Annotated in this window: 13 protein-coding genes and 1 tRNA gene; 1 reads left to right on the top strand and 13 read right to left on the bottom strand. The window is 55.9% G+C overall.

Annotation, left to right across the window (positions count from 1 at the left end):
- The 11 genes from QFX07_RS08375 to QFX07_RS08325 all read right to left on the bottom strand — a co-directional run bounded on the left by QFX07_RS08375 (position 1) and on the right by QFX07_RS08325 (position 10,047).
- Positions 1–465, bottom strand: a complete 465-nt coding sequence (locus QFX07_RS08375; protein WP_279741610.1) for an FHA domain-containing protein FhaB/FipA — start codon at positions 463–465, stop codon at positions 1–3.
- Entirely contained in the window at positions 465–1,319 is an 855-nt protein-coding gene (locus tag QFX07_RS08370; protein ID WP_279755206.1) for a DUF3662 and FHA domain-containing protein, read from the bottom strand. The genes QFX07_RS08375 and QFX07_RS08370 overlap by 1 nt, the downstream gene beginning before the upstream one ends.
- 228 nt (positions 1,320–1,547) lie before the next feature.
- Positions 1,548–1,634: transfer RNA gene (locus tag QFX07_RS08365), tRNA-Leu, on the bottom strand.
- An 88-nt stretch (positions 1,635–1,722) separates the two neighbouring features.
- Positions 1,723–2,043, bottom strand: coding sequence for a PLDc N-terminal domain-containing protein (locus QFX07_RS08360; protein WP_279741607.1), 321 nt, complete (start codon positions 2,041–2,043; stop codon positions 1,723–1,725).
- Positions 2,044–2,229: 186 nt separating this feature from the next.
- A complete protein-coding gene (locus QFX07_RS08355) occupies positions 2,230–3,792 on the bottom strand; it encodes an alanine/glycine:cation symporter family protein (protein ID WP_279741606.1) in 1,563 nt (520 codons plus the stop codon).
- 337 nt (positions 3,793–4,129) lie between these two features.
- Positions 4,130–5,137 (bottom strand): amino acid--tRNA ligase-related protein, encoded by a 1,008-nt coding sequence (locus tag QFX07_RS08350; RefSeq protein ID WP_279755205.1) that lies wholly within the window; start codon positions 5,135–5,137, stop codon positions 4,130–4,132.
- Positions 5,097–6,032: an OB-fold nucleic acid binding domain-containing protein gene (locus QFX07_RS08345; RefSeq protein ID WP_279755204.1), complete on the bottom strand. Its 936-nt coding sequence runs from the start codon at positions 6,030–6,032 to the stop codon at positions 5,097–5,099. The genes QFX07_RS08350 and QFX07_RS08345 overlap by 41 nt, the downstream gene beginning before the upstream one ends.
- On the bottom strand, positions 5,921–6,607 hold the full coding sequence (locus QFX07_RS08340) for a hypothetical protein (protein WP_279755203.1): 687 nt from the start codon (positions 6,605–6,607) through the stop codon (positions 5,921–5,923). Before QFX07_RS08340 ends, QFX07_RS08345 begins: the two co-directional genes overlap by 112 nt.
- 255 nt (positions 6,608–6,862) lie before the next feature.
- On the bottom strand, positions 6,863–8,215 hold the full coding sequence (gene nhaA, locus QFX07_RS08335) for a Na+/H+ antiporter NhaA (protein ID WP_279741599.1): 1,353 nt from the start codon (positions 8,213–8,215) through the stop codon (positions 6,863–6,865).
- Positions 8,216–8,447: 232 nt separating this feature from the next.
- Positions 8,448–8,972, bottom strand: coding sequence for a ferritin (locus tag QFX07_RS08330; protein ID WP_279755202.1), 525 nt, complete (start codon positions 8,970–8,972; stop codon positions 8,448–8,450).
- 523 nt (positions 8,973–9,495) lie between these two features.
- Entirely contained in the window at positions 9,496–10,047 is a 552-nt protein-coding gene (locus QFX07_RS08325) for a MarR family winged helix-turn-helix transcriptional regulator (RefSeq protein ID WP_279755201.1), read from the bottom strand.
- Positions 10,048–11,518: 1,471 nt separating this feature from the next.
- Here QFX07_RS08325 and QFX07_RS08320 point away from each other — a divergent pair.
- Positions 11,519–12,142 (top strand): superoxide dismutase, encoded by a 624-nt coding sequence (locus tag QFX07_RS08320; RefSeq protein ID WP_279741593.1) that lies wholly within the window; start codon positions 11,519–11,521, stop codon positions 12,140–12,142.
- Between the two features lie 135 nt (positions 12,143–12,277).
- Here the strand turns inward: QFX07_RS08320 and QFX07_RS08315 are convergent, their stop codons facing one another.
- Positions 12,278–14,002 (bottom strand): ATP-binding cassette domain-containing protein, encoded by a 1,725-nt coding sequence (locus tag QFX07_RS08315; protein ID WP_279755200.1) that lies wholly within the window; start codon positions 14,000–14,002, stop codon positions 12,278–12,280.
- 480 nt (positions 14,003–14,482) lie between these two features.
- On the bottom strand, positions 14,483–15,295 hold the full coding sequence (locus tag QFX07_RS08310; RefSeq protein ID WP_070629352.1) for an NUDIX hydrolase: 813 nt from the start codon (positions 15,293–15,295) through the stop codon (positions 14,483–14,485).
- Between the last annotated feature and the right edge of the window lie 180 nt (positions 15,296–15,475).

Here is a 15,475-nt window from a genome sequence, read left to right as displayed (position 1 = left end):
CTAGCCCCTCAACTGCATGGTGGTACCGCCAACGCGGAAATCATCACCGGGCTCAATCGCGGTCGCACGAGTCAGACGCTCGCTATTGACGAACGTGCCATTAGTAGAATTCAAATCCTCCAGGAACCAGCGGGAACCCTGAGGAAACAGACGCGCATGGCGGCCAGAGGCGTAATCATCCTGCAGAGACACCTCAATGTCATTAGCGCGACCAATAATAATCGGGTGATCACCCAGCTGCATCATCGCGCCAGCCTGCACCCCCGTAGTAATCACAAGCTGCGAAGGACGAGCCGGCGGAGGCGCAATATGGGTAGCCTCCGGAACCGCATTAACCGGCGCCGCACGATAGTTCTTACCCAAACCAAGGTCACGGCGAGCAGCCGAAACCACCAGGAAAACAAAGAACCAGATGAGCGCCAGAAAAGCGTAACGAAGGATAGTAACAGTCAGTTCGGACGCCATTAACGGGCACCTCCGGTCGAACTATGGAAAATGATGCGGGTATTACCCATGCGAAGCAGTGAACCGTTCGCCAGCATCACGGGTGCACGTAAAGGCGCCCCATTAATCAGCGTGCCATTAGTAGAACCCATATCGGAGGCGACCACCGCACCACCCTGCATCGAAAGCTGCAGGTGACGGCGAGAAACGCCCTTATCATCCAGACGAAGATCAGCATCAGAACCGCGGCCCAGCACAAATGGCAGACGATCCACCGGGTGCATGCGACCCTCAATCTCCAAGAAGAAACGGGGAATACCCGCTGCAGGGGGCGGTACAGGCATGCTCGGGCGACCCACAGGAGTCTGCAACTGTGCAGGCTGCGGGGGCTGAGCAGCCGGCTTCGTAATGCGGGTCGGCAAAGAAGACTCACGCGGCGGACGCACCGGTGCATAGTTAGTAGCGCCACGCAAAGACGGGGATGCCGGAGCCTCCGGCACAGAGAACGGCTCGAAGGTCGCAACAACCTCAAACTCGCCCTCAGAGAGAGAATCAAGAACGTTGAACGTCACGCGAACTGCACCAATCAGGGTGTAACCCTGCGCGCGGGCGTGCGAAATTGCCAAATCGCACAGCTCAACAGCGAACGGGTTGCCCCACTCGCGTAGGCGAGGGAAATCAACCGGTGCGAAACGGAGAGTATAGACATTAGGAGCCATAGTGCGGCCACTGCCGTCCACATAGGACTCGTCATCCATCATGATACGGACGCGGTTAGCAACATCCGCCTTCGCAAAGGTGCCGAAGCCCTTGGAAAGGCCGACAGTGCGACCGATGCCTTGCTCCAGCTTTCCCAGCTTGTCGAAAAACTTCATGCCGCCTCCTTCTCAACGACCATTCCGAGGAACAGACCGCGCAAACGGTCTTTATCCGAAAGGCTTAGTTTAACGAGCGTGTCTGTGCGTTAGCTGTGTGCCCTGTGAAAGAACACACCCGATTCTATTTTAGGTGATGCACTCGCGATCGCTCTGGAACCCCGTCATTTAGCGGGGAAATGGTTATGGATATGAAAAAATCCCCGGTTCTTTCGAACCGGGGATCGTTGGTGCGCGAGGGGGGAGTTGAACCCCCACGCCCTCACGGGCACACGGACCTGAACCGTGCGCGTCTGCCTATTCCGCCACTCGCGCATGTGTCTTACGGTGTATCACTGTAGGCAACACATAAAACTATACGGACTGCATGCGGTGCTGTCCAATTGAGTGAGTATGACCTTTGTTACTTTAAGGTGGTGGAGGGTTCAGAGGGAGCCTCCGAGGCGCGATCGGACACTCCATCGGAAGCAGCCTCAGAACCCTGCTCCCGCGCCATACGCTCGTGTTCAGCATGTTCCCGGTCAATACGTTCCAAACGCGCACGCAACAACCACGTCACCGGACCCACATACGGCAGGCACAACACCAGCAAAAGCCACTTCAACTTCTGCACCTCAGAAAAATATGGATTCCGATGAATCGTCACCAAGCACAGTAGCGCCAACGCAATACCAGCCAGAAACACGATGGTGACCACCAGCTCCAGTACATTATTCCAAGCCATAAGTCCTCCTAACATCCTCCCTAAGCATACAGAGCCGTGAGGAGCCCCCAGGCCCTCAGAACAGTCCGAGGAGGCGCGCAGAGCCCACCCTGATGGGTGCCTCATATACGCCTCAGGTACACAAAAAGGGTCCACCCCGCACACAGCAGGACGGACCCTCCATAAAGCCTATACGAGGCTTATAAACTAGCGCTTAGCCTTCTTGGCCTTCTTAGCAGCACGACGCTCAGCAGTCTTCGCGTCATACTCAGCCCAGAACTCACGGGTAGTCACCTCATCGGTGCCATCCCACGCCGCAAGATTCTTTAACTCAGGCATATCCGAAGCCTTAAAAATCGGCTCCAAACCAGCCTTACGCTGAGCCTCATAGTTCTTCAACACCGCAACAACCTGCGGAGTCATCAACAGAACCGCCGTCAAGTTCACAATCACCATGCCGGCATTCAGCATATCCGCGGTAGTCCATACCAGATCCAGTGAAGAAATTGCACCGAAGAACACGAATACCAGAACTAGCACGCGGAAAATATTCATCGGCAGCTTACGCTCAGTCACGAAACGTATATTCGACTCACCGTAGTAGTAGTTACCAATCACAGTGGAGAACGCAAACATGAAAATCGCAATCGTCAAGAAATGAACCGCCCAGTCACCGAGCTGCATAGCCAGCGCCGACTGAGTCAGCGACGCACCACGAGAACGATCACCATAGGTCGGGTTCGATAGCAGAACAATAAACGCAGTCACAGTACACGCCATCATCGTGTCAAAGTAAACACCCAGAGTCTGCACATAACCCTGCTTAGCCGGGTGAGAAATAGTAGCGGTCGCACCAGCGTTCGGAGCAGTACCCATACCCGCCTCGTTAGTCAGCAGACCACGCTTCATACCCCAAATTACGGCACCCATCGCGCCACCGGTTACGAACTCCTTAATGCCGAAAGCACCCTGGAAAATCATCAGCAGCATATTCGGAACCTCAGTGATGTTCAGTAGAACAACCAGTAGGCCCAGCAACAGATACAGCACCGCCATAATCGGAACCAGCCACTCAGTCACCGAAGAAATCGCGCGAATACCACCGAAAATAATAGCCCCAGTCAGCGCCACCATAATCAGACCAATAGTGATTCGGAAGCCCATCGAATTAGTACCCGAAACATCAATGTTAAACGAGTTCGCCGTAGCATCCACCACAGCATTCGTCTGAACCGCCACAAACACAAACGCATAAGTGACCACAATGAACGCCACGAAGATGTAACCCATCCAACGAGCATTCAAACCGCGCTTCATGTAGTACGCCGGACCACCAATATAGGAATCCTTACCGCGCTCCTTGTATAGCTGACCCAGAAGGGACTCCGCGAAAGCAGAAGCCGCACCAACAGCAGCAATAACCCACATCCAGAACACAGCACCCGGGCCGCCCATAGCAATAGCCAGCGCAACACCCGCAACAGTACCGGTACCCACACGAGAAGCCGCCGAAACAGTAAACGCACGGAACGAAGAAATACTCTTCTTGCCGTCAGCCTCACGAGCAACCGGGTCACCCAGGACACGAATCATTTCCTTAATGGAACGCCATTGCACGCCGCGAGTACGAATTGTAATGTACAGACCAGCCGCAATCAGAGCGTAGTAGAGGAAATTACTCCACATCCAGTTCTGCACAGCATCGACGGAGGAAGTTAGCCCTGCAGTATGCGTATTAATATCCCCGATGATATTCAGAAGAAAATCCACTCGGTACTCCAATCTTGAAAGCAAAAAGCCCGCACGCTCAAACCCGGAAGAGGGACAACGTGTGGGTTACATTGCTGGGTGGTGCGGACTCACGTCGCGCAGCGGAGCCAAATATACTCCGCATGATTAGTCACCTCATTGTGGGATGCGCACCCCTCACGGAGCAACTTAAAAAGGGGTCAAACGCAAAATGTAACGAATACTTAATATACGGGCAGAGTAAATATAGGCTCCGTGAGGGTTCCACCAATACTAGTGGGGTGGGCGCAAAAAGCCCGGCACAAGGCGCAAAACCTCGCACCGGGCTTAGCGAATAAACGGGGGGTATCGGCCGGGACTATGAACACTCAGGCTTCACAAACGGGAACGACAATACCCCACGAATCTGCGTCTGAGCCAACAGTATCACCAAACGGTTCACACCCAGACCCAAACCACCCGTCGGCGGCATACCCGTCTCCAAGGCGTACAGGAAATCCTCATCCACCTCCATCGCCTCCAGGTCACCCGCAGCCGCCTTCAACGACTGTTCCGTCAGGTGCTCACGCTGCACCAGAGGATCCGCCAATTTGGAATATTCACAGCCTATCTCCATGCCATTGATCACCAAATCCCAACGCTCCGCCAAACCCGGAACACTACGATGCGGTGCCGCAAGCAGACTCGTCTCCGCAGGGAAATCCGTATAGAACGTCGGCTCCACTGTATGCGCCTCAACCAGCTCACCATACAGCTCCTCAACGATGGCTCCCGGACCCGTACCCTCATGAACACGCACACCGTGCTGCTGCGCCAAAGCCAGCAACTCCTCAAAATCTGTCTGCACATCCACACGGCGACCCAGTGCCTCCGACAGGGCATCACACACCGACACCACACGCCACGGACCCGACACATCAGATACCGTGTGCTCGCTCGAAGCCTTATGACCCAGTGGCAACGACACCGAACCAAACACCGCCTGTGCGGCATCCTTAATCAGATGCTCCATCAACTGCCGCATCTGCACATAATCCGCATACGGACGATACGCCTCAAGCACCGTAAACTCCGGATTATGGGTCGCATCAGCACCCTCATTACGGAAATCACGACCCAGCTCATACACCGGACCGCTACCGCCCACCACCAGACGCTTCAGATACAGCTCTGGCGCAATACGCAGCGTCAAATCCTCACCATAGGCATTGATATACGTACGGAAAGGACGCGCGCTCGCACCACCGTGCACCGTATGCAGAATCGGGGTCTCCACCTCAAGGAAACCCTCCGCATCCAAACGGGCACGTAACGCCTTAATCACCTTAGTGCGCAGGCGCAGATTCTGAATCTGATCTGGATGCACCAACAGGTCCGTGGAACGGGCGACGCAGACGCACCTCGGGGTCAGTAAAGGAGTCAAAGGGGATGGGGTGCAGACTCTTCGACGCCATATGCCAGGTGGAGGCAATCAGCGATTCAGTGCCGTTACGGCTCGCCCCGTAGGTGCCCCGCACGGTGATGATGTCGCCCGTATCCAGGTTGCGGGAGGCGAGGCTTAGCAAACGCTCGCCCACCAAGCTACGCTCTATGACAACCTGCATGGTTTCACCCTCTTCAACAAGGGTTACAAAGAGGACTCCGCTGTGCTTACGAAGCGCACGAACACGCCCGGAAACAATAAATTCTGAATCTGGAATATTTATAGAAGAGAATATACTCAGGGCATCCCGGACACCCAACACAGAGATGCTAGTACCGCCCTTATCACCACCCAGCGGATACAGCTCCATGCCCGCTGCGCGTAGCGCCTCCAAATGGCGCAGACGATGCTGAGTCTGATCGCTACGCGACACTTCAGGAAGCTCTTCCACAGTAGCGAGTTGCATCTGGTGAAGAGCGTCCAACTCACCTGCAGAAAGAACCTGCTTCTGATCCTGCAAACGGCGTGCCGACAGATTCGGTAAAAAGCCCTCCGCCATGCCCGCAGCAAACATAACATTCACCATCGCCAACGTCGGCTCCATCGCCAAAAAACGAGGAACCCACAACGGGGCAAACTTCAGATTGAAATGATACAGACGCGACGCCGAAATATCCTCCGCAACCTGCTGACGCTGCTGCTCATCCAGCTCCGTAAAGCGACGTATCAGCGCTGTATACCCGCCACGGCGCACACGCTGAACCGCCTGACGCACCAGTAACATCGATGTGTCATTGAGCGTGAGACGATCCGTCTCAAGGACCGCCTCCTCACCCATCTGAATAATCGATAGACCCGCACGGTTAATAGGCGCGCGCCAGCCTCGCTGATGCTCAGCGCCGCAACCAGCGAAGCACCGTAACCGAAAGAGGCCAAGAAACCCACCACATCAGCAGACCAAACACCGGGATGGGTACGCTCAATACCCATACCGTGCATCACCAACTCCCACGGGGTAACCGAACGCAACGGTTCCCACACACCAATACGGCAGAGATACCAGAGCACCAAAGTGGTCAGCAGAATACCGCCGGCTGCCGTAGCAGCCGCACCCACCCACGAGAGGCGACCAATGCGTGCCGGGAACGCCGAACGAATCGAAAAAAGGAACGGCACCAGCGCACACGCAAACACGATGGAGAGCATATCGACCGTTGAGGAGAAAATACGCTCCTTAGGCATAATCCCCGCGGGGAACACCAGTGTAAAAGCGCTATGGGTCGCACTCAGCGCGCCCTGCAGCTGAAAAACGATGATGGCAATGAGGGCAGCGCGCTTGCGCACAATCAGCCCAGAAACCAGCACAATCATCGTAATAGCACTGGGCAGAGTGTGAGTGGATGGGATATTCAACAGGTCTGCGGTGACTTCCCACCAGGTGAAGCCTCAACCGTGCCGCAGCGGAGAGATAATCCACGCAAACGTGGTCAGAAGCGTGGCAAAAGAATACACCCCAATGACCACGCGTGCTGATATCTCTGCATACCTTGAGGGAGGCGCGGGTGCCTGCCCTACTCGTTCTGTACGGCGACGTGAGGTAGCGCGGTGAGACATCATGATCAGCGGGTCATTGGGGTGTAAGAAGGTTCTGGACCTTAGGATTTCTTGCTAGGCTTCAGTCTTCGGGTCACGGTAGGTGCCTTCGAAGACGTCGGGGATGCCGTTGTCGTCAGCGTCCAAGGTTTCCTTCTCGGCTAGGGCGCGGTAGTGCTTGTTACGGCGAGATAGGATAGCCGCGCCCACAATGGCAGCCAGAACAGAGCCGACGAGAATCGCAATCTTTGCATCCTCGGTGTGCGGGGAGCCATGCGGGAAGGATAGCTCAGCCACCAGCAGGGACACGGTGAAACCGATACCAGCGGTTGCAGCCAGACCGACCACGTCAATCCAGGCGACATCCGGATCGAGGTTAGCGTTCTTGAAGCGAGTTACGAGCCAGGTGGTGCCGAAAATACCGATGGTCTTACCGGCAACCAGCGCAACCATAATGCCGACCGCCACGGAGTCGGTGAGGGCGCGTCCGAGGCCTTCAAAACCGCCCACAGCCACACCCGCGCTGAAGAACGCGAAGATGGGTACGCAGATGCCGGTAGAGAGGGGACGGAAGCGGTGCTCCAGCACCTCCGCAAGACCGTGCTCAGCCTCGGCTGCCTTAGAGCGAGCGGACATCTTCACCGGCACCAGGAAGCCCAGAACCACACCAGAAATGGTCGCGTGAATACCGGACTCAAGGAAGAGCGCCCAGGTGATAATACCCAGGGGCAGAAGCAGCAGCCAGGCAGCCAGTGGCTTTAGGTGCAAGATGGTCTCACCACGGTAGGCAATGAACGCGAAAAGGGCGAGGGGAATCAGTGCGAAGAGCAGGTACTCGCCGTGGAAGTTATTGGTGTAGAAGATTGCGATAATGCAGATTGCAATCAGGTCGTCGACCACAGCCAGGGTCAGCAGGAAGACACGCATCGCCGAGGGTAGGAAGGTGCCCACAGCGGCGAGAACGGACACCGCAAACGCAATATCGGTTGCGGTGGGGATAGCCCAACCGTGCAGAGCGGTGGGGTTACCGAGGTTAAAGGCCGTGTAGATAATTGCGGGCACCACAACGCCACCGAAAGCAGCCGCAATCGGCACAATAGCGGTGGACGGTGACTTGAGGTCACCGGTCACGAATTCTTTCTTCAGCTCCAGACCGGTGAGGAAGAAGAAGACTACGAGCAGACCGTCTGCTGCCCAGGTACCGAGGCTCATCTGCAGGTGGTTGAAGCCGGGGATGACCGGGCCAACAACGGTGTCTCGCAGACCAAAGTAGAAGGTGGATGCGGGGGTGTTGGCAAGTACTACTGCCAGCACCGTCGCAATCAACAGTACGGTACCACCGACGGATTCTGCACGCAGAATATCGGCTACGCGGCGTGAGTTGCTATATGAGCCGCGGCTGAGGGTATCTGGATTGGTGTGAGTCATTCTCTCCTCTTTCTGCCGCGATATTATGCGGCATCTAAGGCTTTTAAGTTTACTCTGCGCTGTATGAGTATTCGAGTAGCTTCTGGCGGCTTTTAGCTCCTGGACGGTGCACCGCGGTGTGCTTTCATAGCGTATATGTATAAACGTTCCGCCCTCGCCGCGTGGTGCGGTGAGGGCGGAACGCTTAGTATTCTGCGTGTTCGACTAGTGCTCTAGTCGCGCGAATGCGAGATTATGCGCCTGCGATGGCGGGTGCTCCGGACTCCTGGCCGTGGTCGTCTGACAGCTCGCGTGCGACGTAGTTTTCGAGGTCGAAGAGGTTGCCGTTGGCGCGCTTTACGACGGTTACAAGGGTTTCCATGGTGGCGACTTCCTCGACCTGCTCCTTGAGGAACCAGAGGATGAACTGTTCGCCCAGTGCGTAGTTCTCAGCGCGTGCTGCGGAGAACAGTGCCTCGATCTGACCGGTGACGACCTTCTCCTGTGCCAGGGACATGTCAACGATTTCCTGAACGTTCTCGAAGTCGTTCTTGACAGCGGGAACAGCGGGGATCTCGACCTTGTGGCCGCGGTCCAGCTTGTACTGAACCATCATGAGTGCGTGCTCGCGCTCTTCGAGGGACTGCTGGTAGAAGAACTTAGCCAGCTGGGGCAGGTCCTCACCGTCGAGCCAGATAGCCATGGACAGGTACTGGTGAGATGCTGCGAACTCGTGGCCAATCTGTTCGCTCAGCAGGTCGTAGAAAGACTTAGACATATGGTTTCTCCTTATATGGTGATTGCTTCTGAGTGCCGGATGGCGCGGTGCAACCTGTTGATATTTATCGTACGGGGTGCTCTGTTGCGTGTACAGAGAGAAAAGGCTAATCGGTGGGGTAGATGAGGTACCCCTGACATATTGTCGCCATAACCCTTAGTGTGGGTAACCTGAATACCTCCTTGGGGATGGGTGGTATTGGGCGTGTTTCCTTGAGATTTCGCGGTTTAAAGCCGCATGAGATACCCCAATATCCCGCATGCATACATGGTGCTCCTGTGCCCGGTAGCCGATCATTCGATATTTCAAAGCGGTACGTGATACCGCAAAAATTTTTTAAAATTCTTCGCAGATAGCGGTACCCCAGGCGACTTGAGGCGGTTTTTAGGGGCTGCGTGTGCCATGGTTCTCGCGTTTCCACGGGGCTGTTAAAGAGATAAGGCTCGTTCCCGATGGGGAATATGCCTTATCCCTGATTTTCTCAACTCTTATTCGGGGCCGATCTCACCCAGAGCGGAGGAGGTTATTCGGTGGGGTAGTCTCCGCGCTTTAGTGCGTCAATCGAGATGATGTTTGAAGGGGTGTTACCGAGGACCGACTCGCCAATTTCTGCAAGGTGCTCAACCTGCTCGGTCGTAAGGTGGTCGAAAATCTGGCGGCGCACTTCATGTACGTGGCTGGGTGCTACCTCCCGCACCTTCTGCTCGCCTGCGGGGAGCAGGTGGCAGATGCTGACACGGCGGTCTTCTGTACTGAGAGAGCGACGGACGTAGCCGCCCTTCTCCAACCGTGCCACGACGCGGGAGAGGCGGGCGGGGAGGGTATTGGTAGTAATTGCCAGCTCGGTCATGGTCAGGGAATGATCCCTAGACTCGGAGAGCATTGCGAGTACCATGTATTCAACAAAGCTAATGCCAGCCTCGGTTTGTAGCTGATTCTCTAGCTTGCGTGTGAGGGTGAAGATGATGGAGCTGATAAAGAGCCAGCCTTCTCGCTCTTGCGGGGAGAGCCACTGGGTGGATTCGCTGTGTGCGGTATTTTCGGACCGCTGCGCAGATGTGGTTGGTGTGGACACGGGATCGTTCCTCTTTTATCGGATATGGGGCTCCCTTATTAGGGGGAGGTGTGGTGTGCTGGCACCCATTGTAGCGAAAGGTATGGCCGGTAACCCTAAATTGGTGCGGTCAAGTAATGGTTGACACTTTAGTGCTAATTTTTTGAAGGGTGCTAGGGTTATCTTTTTTGCACGCGGCGGTTGCAAAAACCTTAGATACATGAGTGTTCCACGGCATATTTATAAAGATTTCCGGTACAAGTATAGAGGAGAACATACCAAGAAGCTTACTCGCATATTGAGCTAACTTCCGCGGAATATCAAGGGTTTTAGGGGGTTGGGTGAAAATTCTGAAGGGTGCAAAGAGCTTGCCAAGTGTAAAAAATAACGAAATGATAACAAAATTTTTAAAAATCTCGGTTTTAGCTTTGCAACCGTAATGAAAACATGTACACTGATTAAATAACGGGGTCGAAGGAAGCCTCCGAGGCGAGACCGGAAGCTCGCTTCGATAGGTTCGACTCTCTATTTATCGGTGATTGTCGTTGGTGTACGAGTAACTCGTATTTCTACCGACGGATGTGCGGTGCGGATGCAGTTCGTGGTTGGGCTGCATGCCGTACCGTATATTTTTAACTGAAATTTCTATCAACTCACTCCTAAGAGCATCCAACGGTCGGATGCTCTTTTTCTTTGCCTTCATATCGGCGCCAGCAAGAGGGCTGCACGAGCCGTGGGAGGGGGTACGAGGAGGTGCAAACACCTGTGCTGTTGCGTATCTATACAGTGTGGCTACGCTGCGTACCTACTGTATTGTTGCCCCGTATCGTGCTAAGAATAATATCCACAGGGGTTATCCACAGTGTGGAGAACTTACACCCGTGTGATTTGGCGGAGCAGACCTGAGGCTCGTCGCGGGTGCAATTTAAGAGATCTGCAGAAAAATTCTTGTAATTACAGGCTTTTGAAGCCATTAAAACCGAGGGTAAGTTCTTAAACAGAAGATCTTTTTACCTTTAAATTCGCGGAATGCCAAATTTTCCACACCTGTGGATAACCCTGTGCACTTAATCCACCGTCTCTGGTGTAAAGGGGTATATAAGACCGCTCAGCGTCCCTATCGGCGTCCAAAATTTTGGCTAGTAGAAGGAAAAACGCCCTGAATGAAAGCGAAAATCCTGCAGTTTATCCCCCGCGCATCCCCAAAAAGAGGTGTTATCCACAGTAGTTATCCACAGTGTGGAGAACTTACAGCACTGTTATTCATATGAGTGCATACCCTGTTATTTCAAGGCAGAATAGGGTGCCGAGCCTAAAAAGCCTGTTAATATACAGAGTTATCCACAGACGTGGGGAAAAGTTTTGGCCTAAAATCCACAGGCTCATGCGGGTTGGTGTGCACATGTGACGCTCCCCAACTCGTGAAAAGTAAAGTAAACGCTACGCTGGTAATCTTTAATACAGGCCAAGCATTCTAATGAAAGGCATCATCATGGCTGAAAAGTACACCCTCCCCGAGCTCCCCTACGACTACGCGGCGCTCGAGCCCCACATCTCTGCAAAGATCATGGAGCTGCACCACGACAAGCACCACGCAGCATACGTTGCAGGCGCTAACGCAGCTCTCGAGCAGCTTGAAGAGGCACGCGAGAACGGTGCATACGGCAACGTCTCCAAGCTCTCCAAGGACCTGGCGTTCAACCTGGGTGGCCACACCAACCACTCCATCTTCTGGAACAATCTGTCCCCCGAGGGTGGCGACAAGCCCACCGGCGAGCTGGCAGCGGCAATCGACGAGTTCTTCGGATCCTTCGACAAGTTCCGTGAGCACTTCACCAACGTTGCACTGACCATTCAGGGCTCCGGCTGGGCAGTCCTCGCATGGGACACCGTTGGCAAGCGCCTCATCATCGAGCAGCTTTATGATCAGCAGGGCAACATCTCCGTTGCACTGATTCCCGTTCTGCAGCTGGACATGTGGGAGCACGCATTCTACCTGGACTACCAGAACGTCAAGGGCGAGTACGTCAAGGCATTCTGGAACATTGTGAACTGGGCTGACGTTCAGGCTCGCTTCGAGCGCGCAGTGTCCCAGACCAAGGGCCTGGTCCTCTAATCTAAGTTTTCGTCAGCGCGGTGAAGTAGCCGCGGTGAGGTAACTGAAACGGGTGTCCGGCGCCTCCATATTCGGAGGTGCCGGGCACCCGTTCGTTGTATTCAGATGCTGCCCCGCGGGGTTGGGTGCAGAACCCTAGAGCGCCAGCGTGCGGTCAATGCGGATGCGGCGGCAGAAATCCTCATCGTGGCTCACCACGATGAGCGCACCGGTGTAGGCTTCGAGCGCCTGCACCAGCCAATCCACCGAGGAAATATCGAGGTTATTCGTCGGCTCATCCAACATGAGTAGCTGCGGCACCGGATCCGCCAGAAGCACCTGCGCCACTGCGGCACGGAACCGCTCACCACCGGAGAGCTCACAGGTCTTATGGTGCACGCTCTCGCGGCGGAAAAGCAGACGCGCCAGTTGGTCACGCAGATGCTGTTCGCTCACGCCAGGGTTAGCCCGCTGCACGCACTGCAGGAGGGTCAGCTGCGGGTCGAGGGTGATGCGCTGAGGAATGTACGCCCCCTCGAGGCAGTAGCCGACGCGGTAGGCGGGCTGCACGGGGGAGCGGTACTCCGGGTCGCCGGCGTGGGCAATTGCCTCAAGGAGGGTGGTCTTGCCGCTGCCGTTTGCGCCGGTGATGCGCAGGTGCTCGGGGCCGCTGAGAATCAGGTGCTCGGGGTGCTCCGCCGGGGTTCCCTGTTGGTTCTCGCTATCTGCCTTGGCGGGCAAAAAATGCAGAGAATCAACCTTGGTGGGTTGCTGAACCGTGAATGTTTCACGTGAAACCTGCCGGGCATCAACCCGGTGCAGCTCCAGTACCTTGCGACCCGCGGGTAGGGGCTGCTGGCTCAGTTCGGCGTAGATCTTCTCCTGCACGCGCACCTCATCCTGAGCCTTCTGGTATGCCTCCTGAGCCTGTTCCTGCTTGCCGACGCGCAGCCCGCGAAGCTTCGCCGCCGCCTGACGTGAGGCATCCTTTGCCAGGTCTAGAATTGTATCCGGCTGGTCGTCCTTCCAGACCTGCGCCATGTTCTTCGAGATAATCTCTTGCGCATGCACCCACTCGCGATGCGCCGAACGCACCCGGTTCTTCGCCTCGGTCACGCGACGCTGAGCCGCCTGCTGCTCGGTGTCCAGCGCCTGCCGGTAGGTGCTGTAGTTACCTTCAAAGAGACGCAGATGCGCCAGCCCCTGGCGGTCGGCGTGAAGCTCCGCAATCACGTTTACACGCTCCAGCAGATCGCGATCATGGCTGATGATGAGTGCCGGGCAGGGTAGCGCCTCCAACGCGGCGAAGAGCTGAGCCTTCGCCGCGGAGTCCAGGTTGTTGGTCGGCTCATCGAGCAGAATGAACTCTGGGTCTGAACACAGAAGCGCGGTGAGTGCGGCTGTGACCGTCTGACCACCTGAAAAGGTGCTAAGGGGACGCATCAGAAGGTTGCGGCGGGCCTGTGTATCGGTCGTAGTGAGGGCAGGACCAAAACCATGTTCGGCAAGGGCTACGAGGGTGCGTTCTTCAATATCCCAGGCGTCGCCTATGGTGTCGTAAAGGCTGGGGGAATATTCGCCCGATTCCAGCGCATCAAGCGCCTGCAGTATTTTTGTAATTCCAAAAATATCGGCAAGATGCTGATGCCCACTCAACCCTAAATCTTGCGGTAGGTACGCTATGTGCGGTGGGGTGCTGATTATGCCTTGACTAGGGTTTATGTCGCCAAGAATAAGTCTGAAGAGGGTAGTTTTTCCGGCGCCGTTATCGCCGATAAGCCCGGTGAGTGGCGCAGAAAATACCGCGGAAAGGTCTGTGAAAAGTGGGGGCTCACCCGGATGTGCATACGAAATATGGTCGAGTGTAATGTGGTGTGGCATGGGCCGAGTTCCTTCGAATGGGTGCTCGGATTCCCGCCATCGTAGTGCACGTTAGGCATGAGAATATGAAAAACCCGAGCGCGGTCTGTAGGTACACGTAAGCCCGGGTAGTGGGGTGGACGCATAAAAGCGTATTGACCTGGTGTTGTTGGATCCGGGCTTATGCTCGGTGGGTCATTTCTTTGATGCCTCCTAGATTCCGAATACCACCCCGGTCGTGCCTTGGGTGGCTTCGGTCAATCGATATGTTCAGTCCCTTAGGCTACCCTCACGGTGGGGTAGCGCGGATAGAGAGCTGATGGCTCAAGCATAGAAACTGTGTGGGTGCTGAGTCAAACACCCTCCCGTAAAACCTCCTGACAAGTGCCGATACCCCTTAGAGAACGCAAAAGGAGGGGTGGCACCAATCGGTGCCACCCCTCCTTTGAGGCGTTAAATCTTAGGCATTAAATCTGCGCGCGTACAACGCGCGAAAGGCTATTACGCCTCGTGGCGCTCGCGGTACATGCCCAGCGGACCCGCATCCGCGTACGCCTGAGCGTCGTTGTAACGGTACAGGCGCGGCGGGCGGTGACGGGTGCCCTCCACGCGGCGGCCGGTGTCAATAATCGACTTCGATGCCGCAATCTGGCGGCGGAAGTTCGCCGGATCCAGGGTGCGACCCAGAATCGCCTCGTACACCTCACGCAGCTGCGCCAGGGTGAACTCCTCACCCAAGAAAGAGTGCGCAATACGCGAGTACTCGACCTTGTTCTGCAGGCGGTAGAGCGCGTACTCAATGATTTCGTTGTGGTCGAAGGCGAGCTCGGGCAGCTCATCGACCGGGAACCAACGGATGTTCTCGTGCACGCGAGTGTTCGCGACCTCGGTGGCGGGAATCGACGCCCAGTACACCACGGAAACTACGCGCTCGTGATCAGTACCGGGTGCCGGTTCGGGCTCGCCCACAACGCGGGCGGCACGCGCCTCGGGGGTGCGCAGAACGTCGCCGAATGCGTAGAGCTGCTCCAGGTAGCCGGGCTGCAGGTTGGTTGCGCGCTTCAGGGTCGAAGCCGCTGCCTCTTCGAGGGAAAGATTCGGGTTGAGCGGACCGCCAGGAAGCGCCCACTGGCCCTTATAAGGCTCGCGGAGGCGGCGAACCAGCGGCAGCCACAGGGTCGGGTGGGTTTCGTTGTCCTTGGGGCGCAGGGCCAGAATAACGGTCGAGACGGCGAGGGATACAGAGGTGTGGTCCACGTCGTTGTGCTCTTCAACGGCGACTGCGCCGGGAAGAGGCTGGGATGCGATGCTCATTCAGACCTCCTGTGCGAATGGGTATCGATAGGTGTGCATACTCTACCCATTTTAAGGGGTTAATAGGGTAAAAATGCACGCAAGGCACCCGCTGACCCGAAAACCGGTACCATCCGCGTCGTGTCAAGGGGAAAAGTTCAGGTACCGGACACGCCAAAGCACCCCTCCTGCCTGTCCAAT

Source organism: Rothia similimucilaginosa (genome assembly GCF_029850985.2).
GTDB lineage: Bacteria > Actinomycetota > Actinomycetes > Actinomycetales > Micrococcaceae > Rothia.
Note: the sequence above shows the minus strand (reverse complement) of the source record. Positions and strands in the feature narration are given on the sequence as shown.

Excerpts from the sequence above, each read along its gene's own strand:
- QFX07_RS08375 (WP_279741610.1), bottom strand. The coding sequence starts at position 465 with ATGGCGTCCGAACTGACTGTTACTATCCTTCGTTACGCTTTTCTGGCG.
- QFX07_RS08360 (WP_279741607.1), bottom strand. The coding sequence starts at position 2,043 with ATGGCTTGGAATAATGTACTGGAGCTGGTGGTCACCATCGTGTTTCTG.
- QFX07_RS08320 (WP_279741593.1), top strand. The coding sequence starts at position 11,519 with ATGGCTGAAAAGTACACCCTCCCCGAGCTCCCCTACGACTACGCGGCG.
- QFX07_RS08310 (WP_070629352.1), bottom strand. The coding sequence starts at position 15,295 with ATGAGCATCGCATCCCAGCCTCTTCCCGGCGCAGTCGCCGTTGAAGAG.
- nhaA (WP_279741599.1), bottom strand. The coding sequence starts at position 8,215 with ATGACTCACACCAATCCAGATACCCTCAGCCGCGGCTCATATAGCAAC.
- QFX07_RS08315 (WP_279755200.1), bottom strand. The coding sequence starts at position 14,002 with ATGCCACACCACATTACACTCGACCATATTTCGTATGCACATCCGGGT.
- QFX07_RS08330 (WP_279755202.1), bottom strand. The coding sequence starts at position 8,972 with ATGTCTAAGTCTTTCTACGACCTGCTGAGCGAACAGATTGGCCACGAG.
- QFX07_RS08370 (WP_279755206.1), bottom strand. The coding sequence starts at position 1,319 with ATGAAGTTTTTCGACAAGCTGGGAAAGCTGGAGCAAGGCATCGGTCGC.
- QFX07_RS08345 (WP_279755204.1), bottom strand. The coding sequence starts at position 6,032 with ATGGGTGAGGAGGCGGTCCTTGAGACGGATCGTCTCACGCTCAATGAC.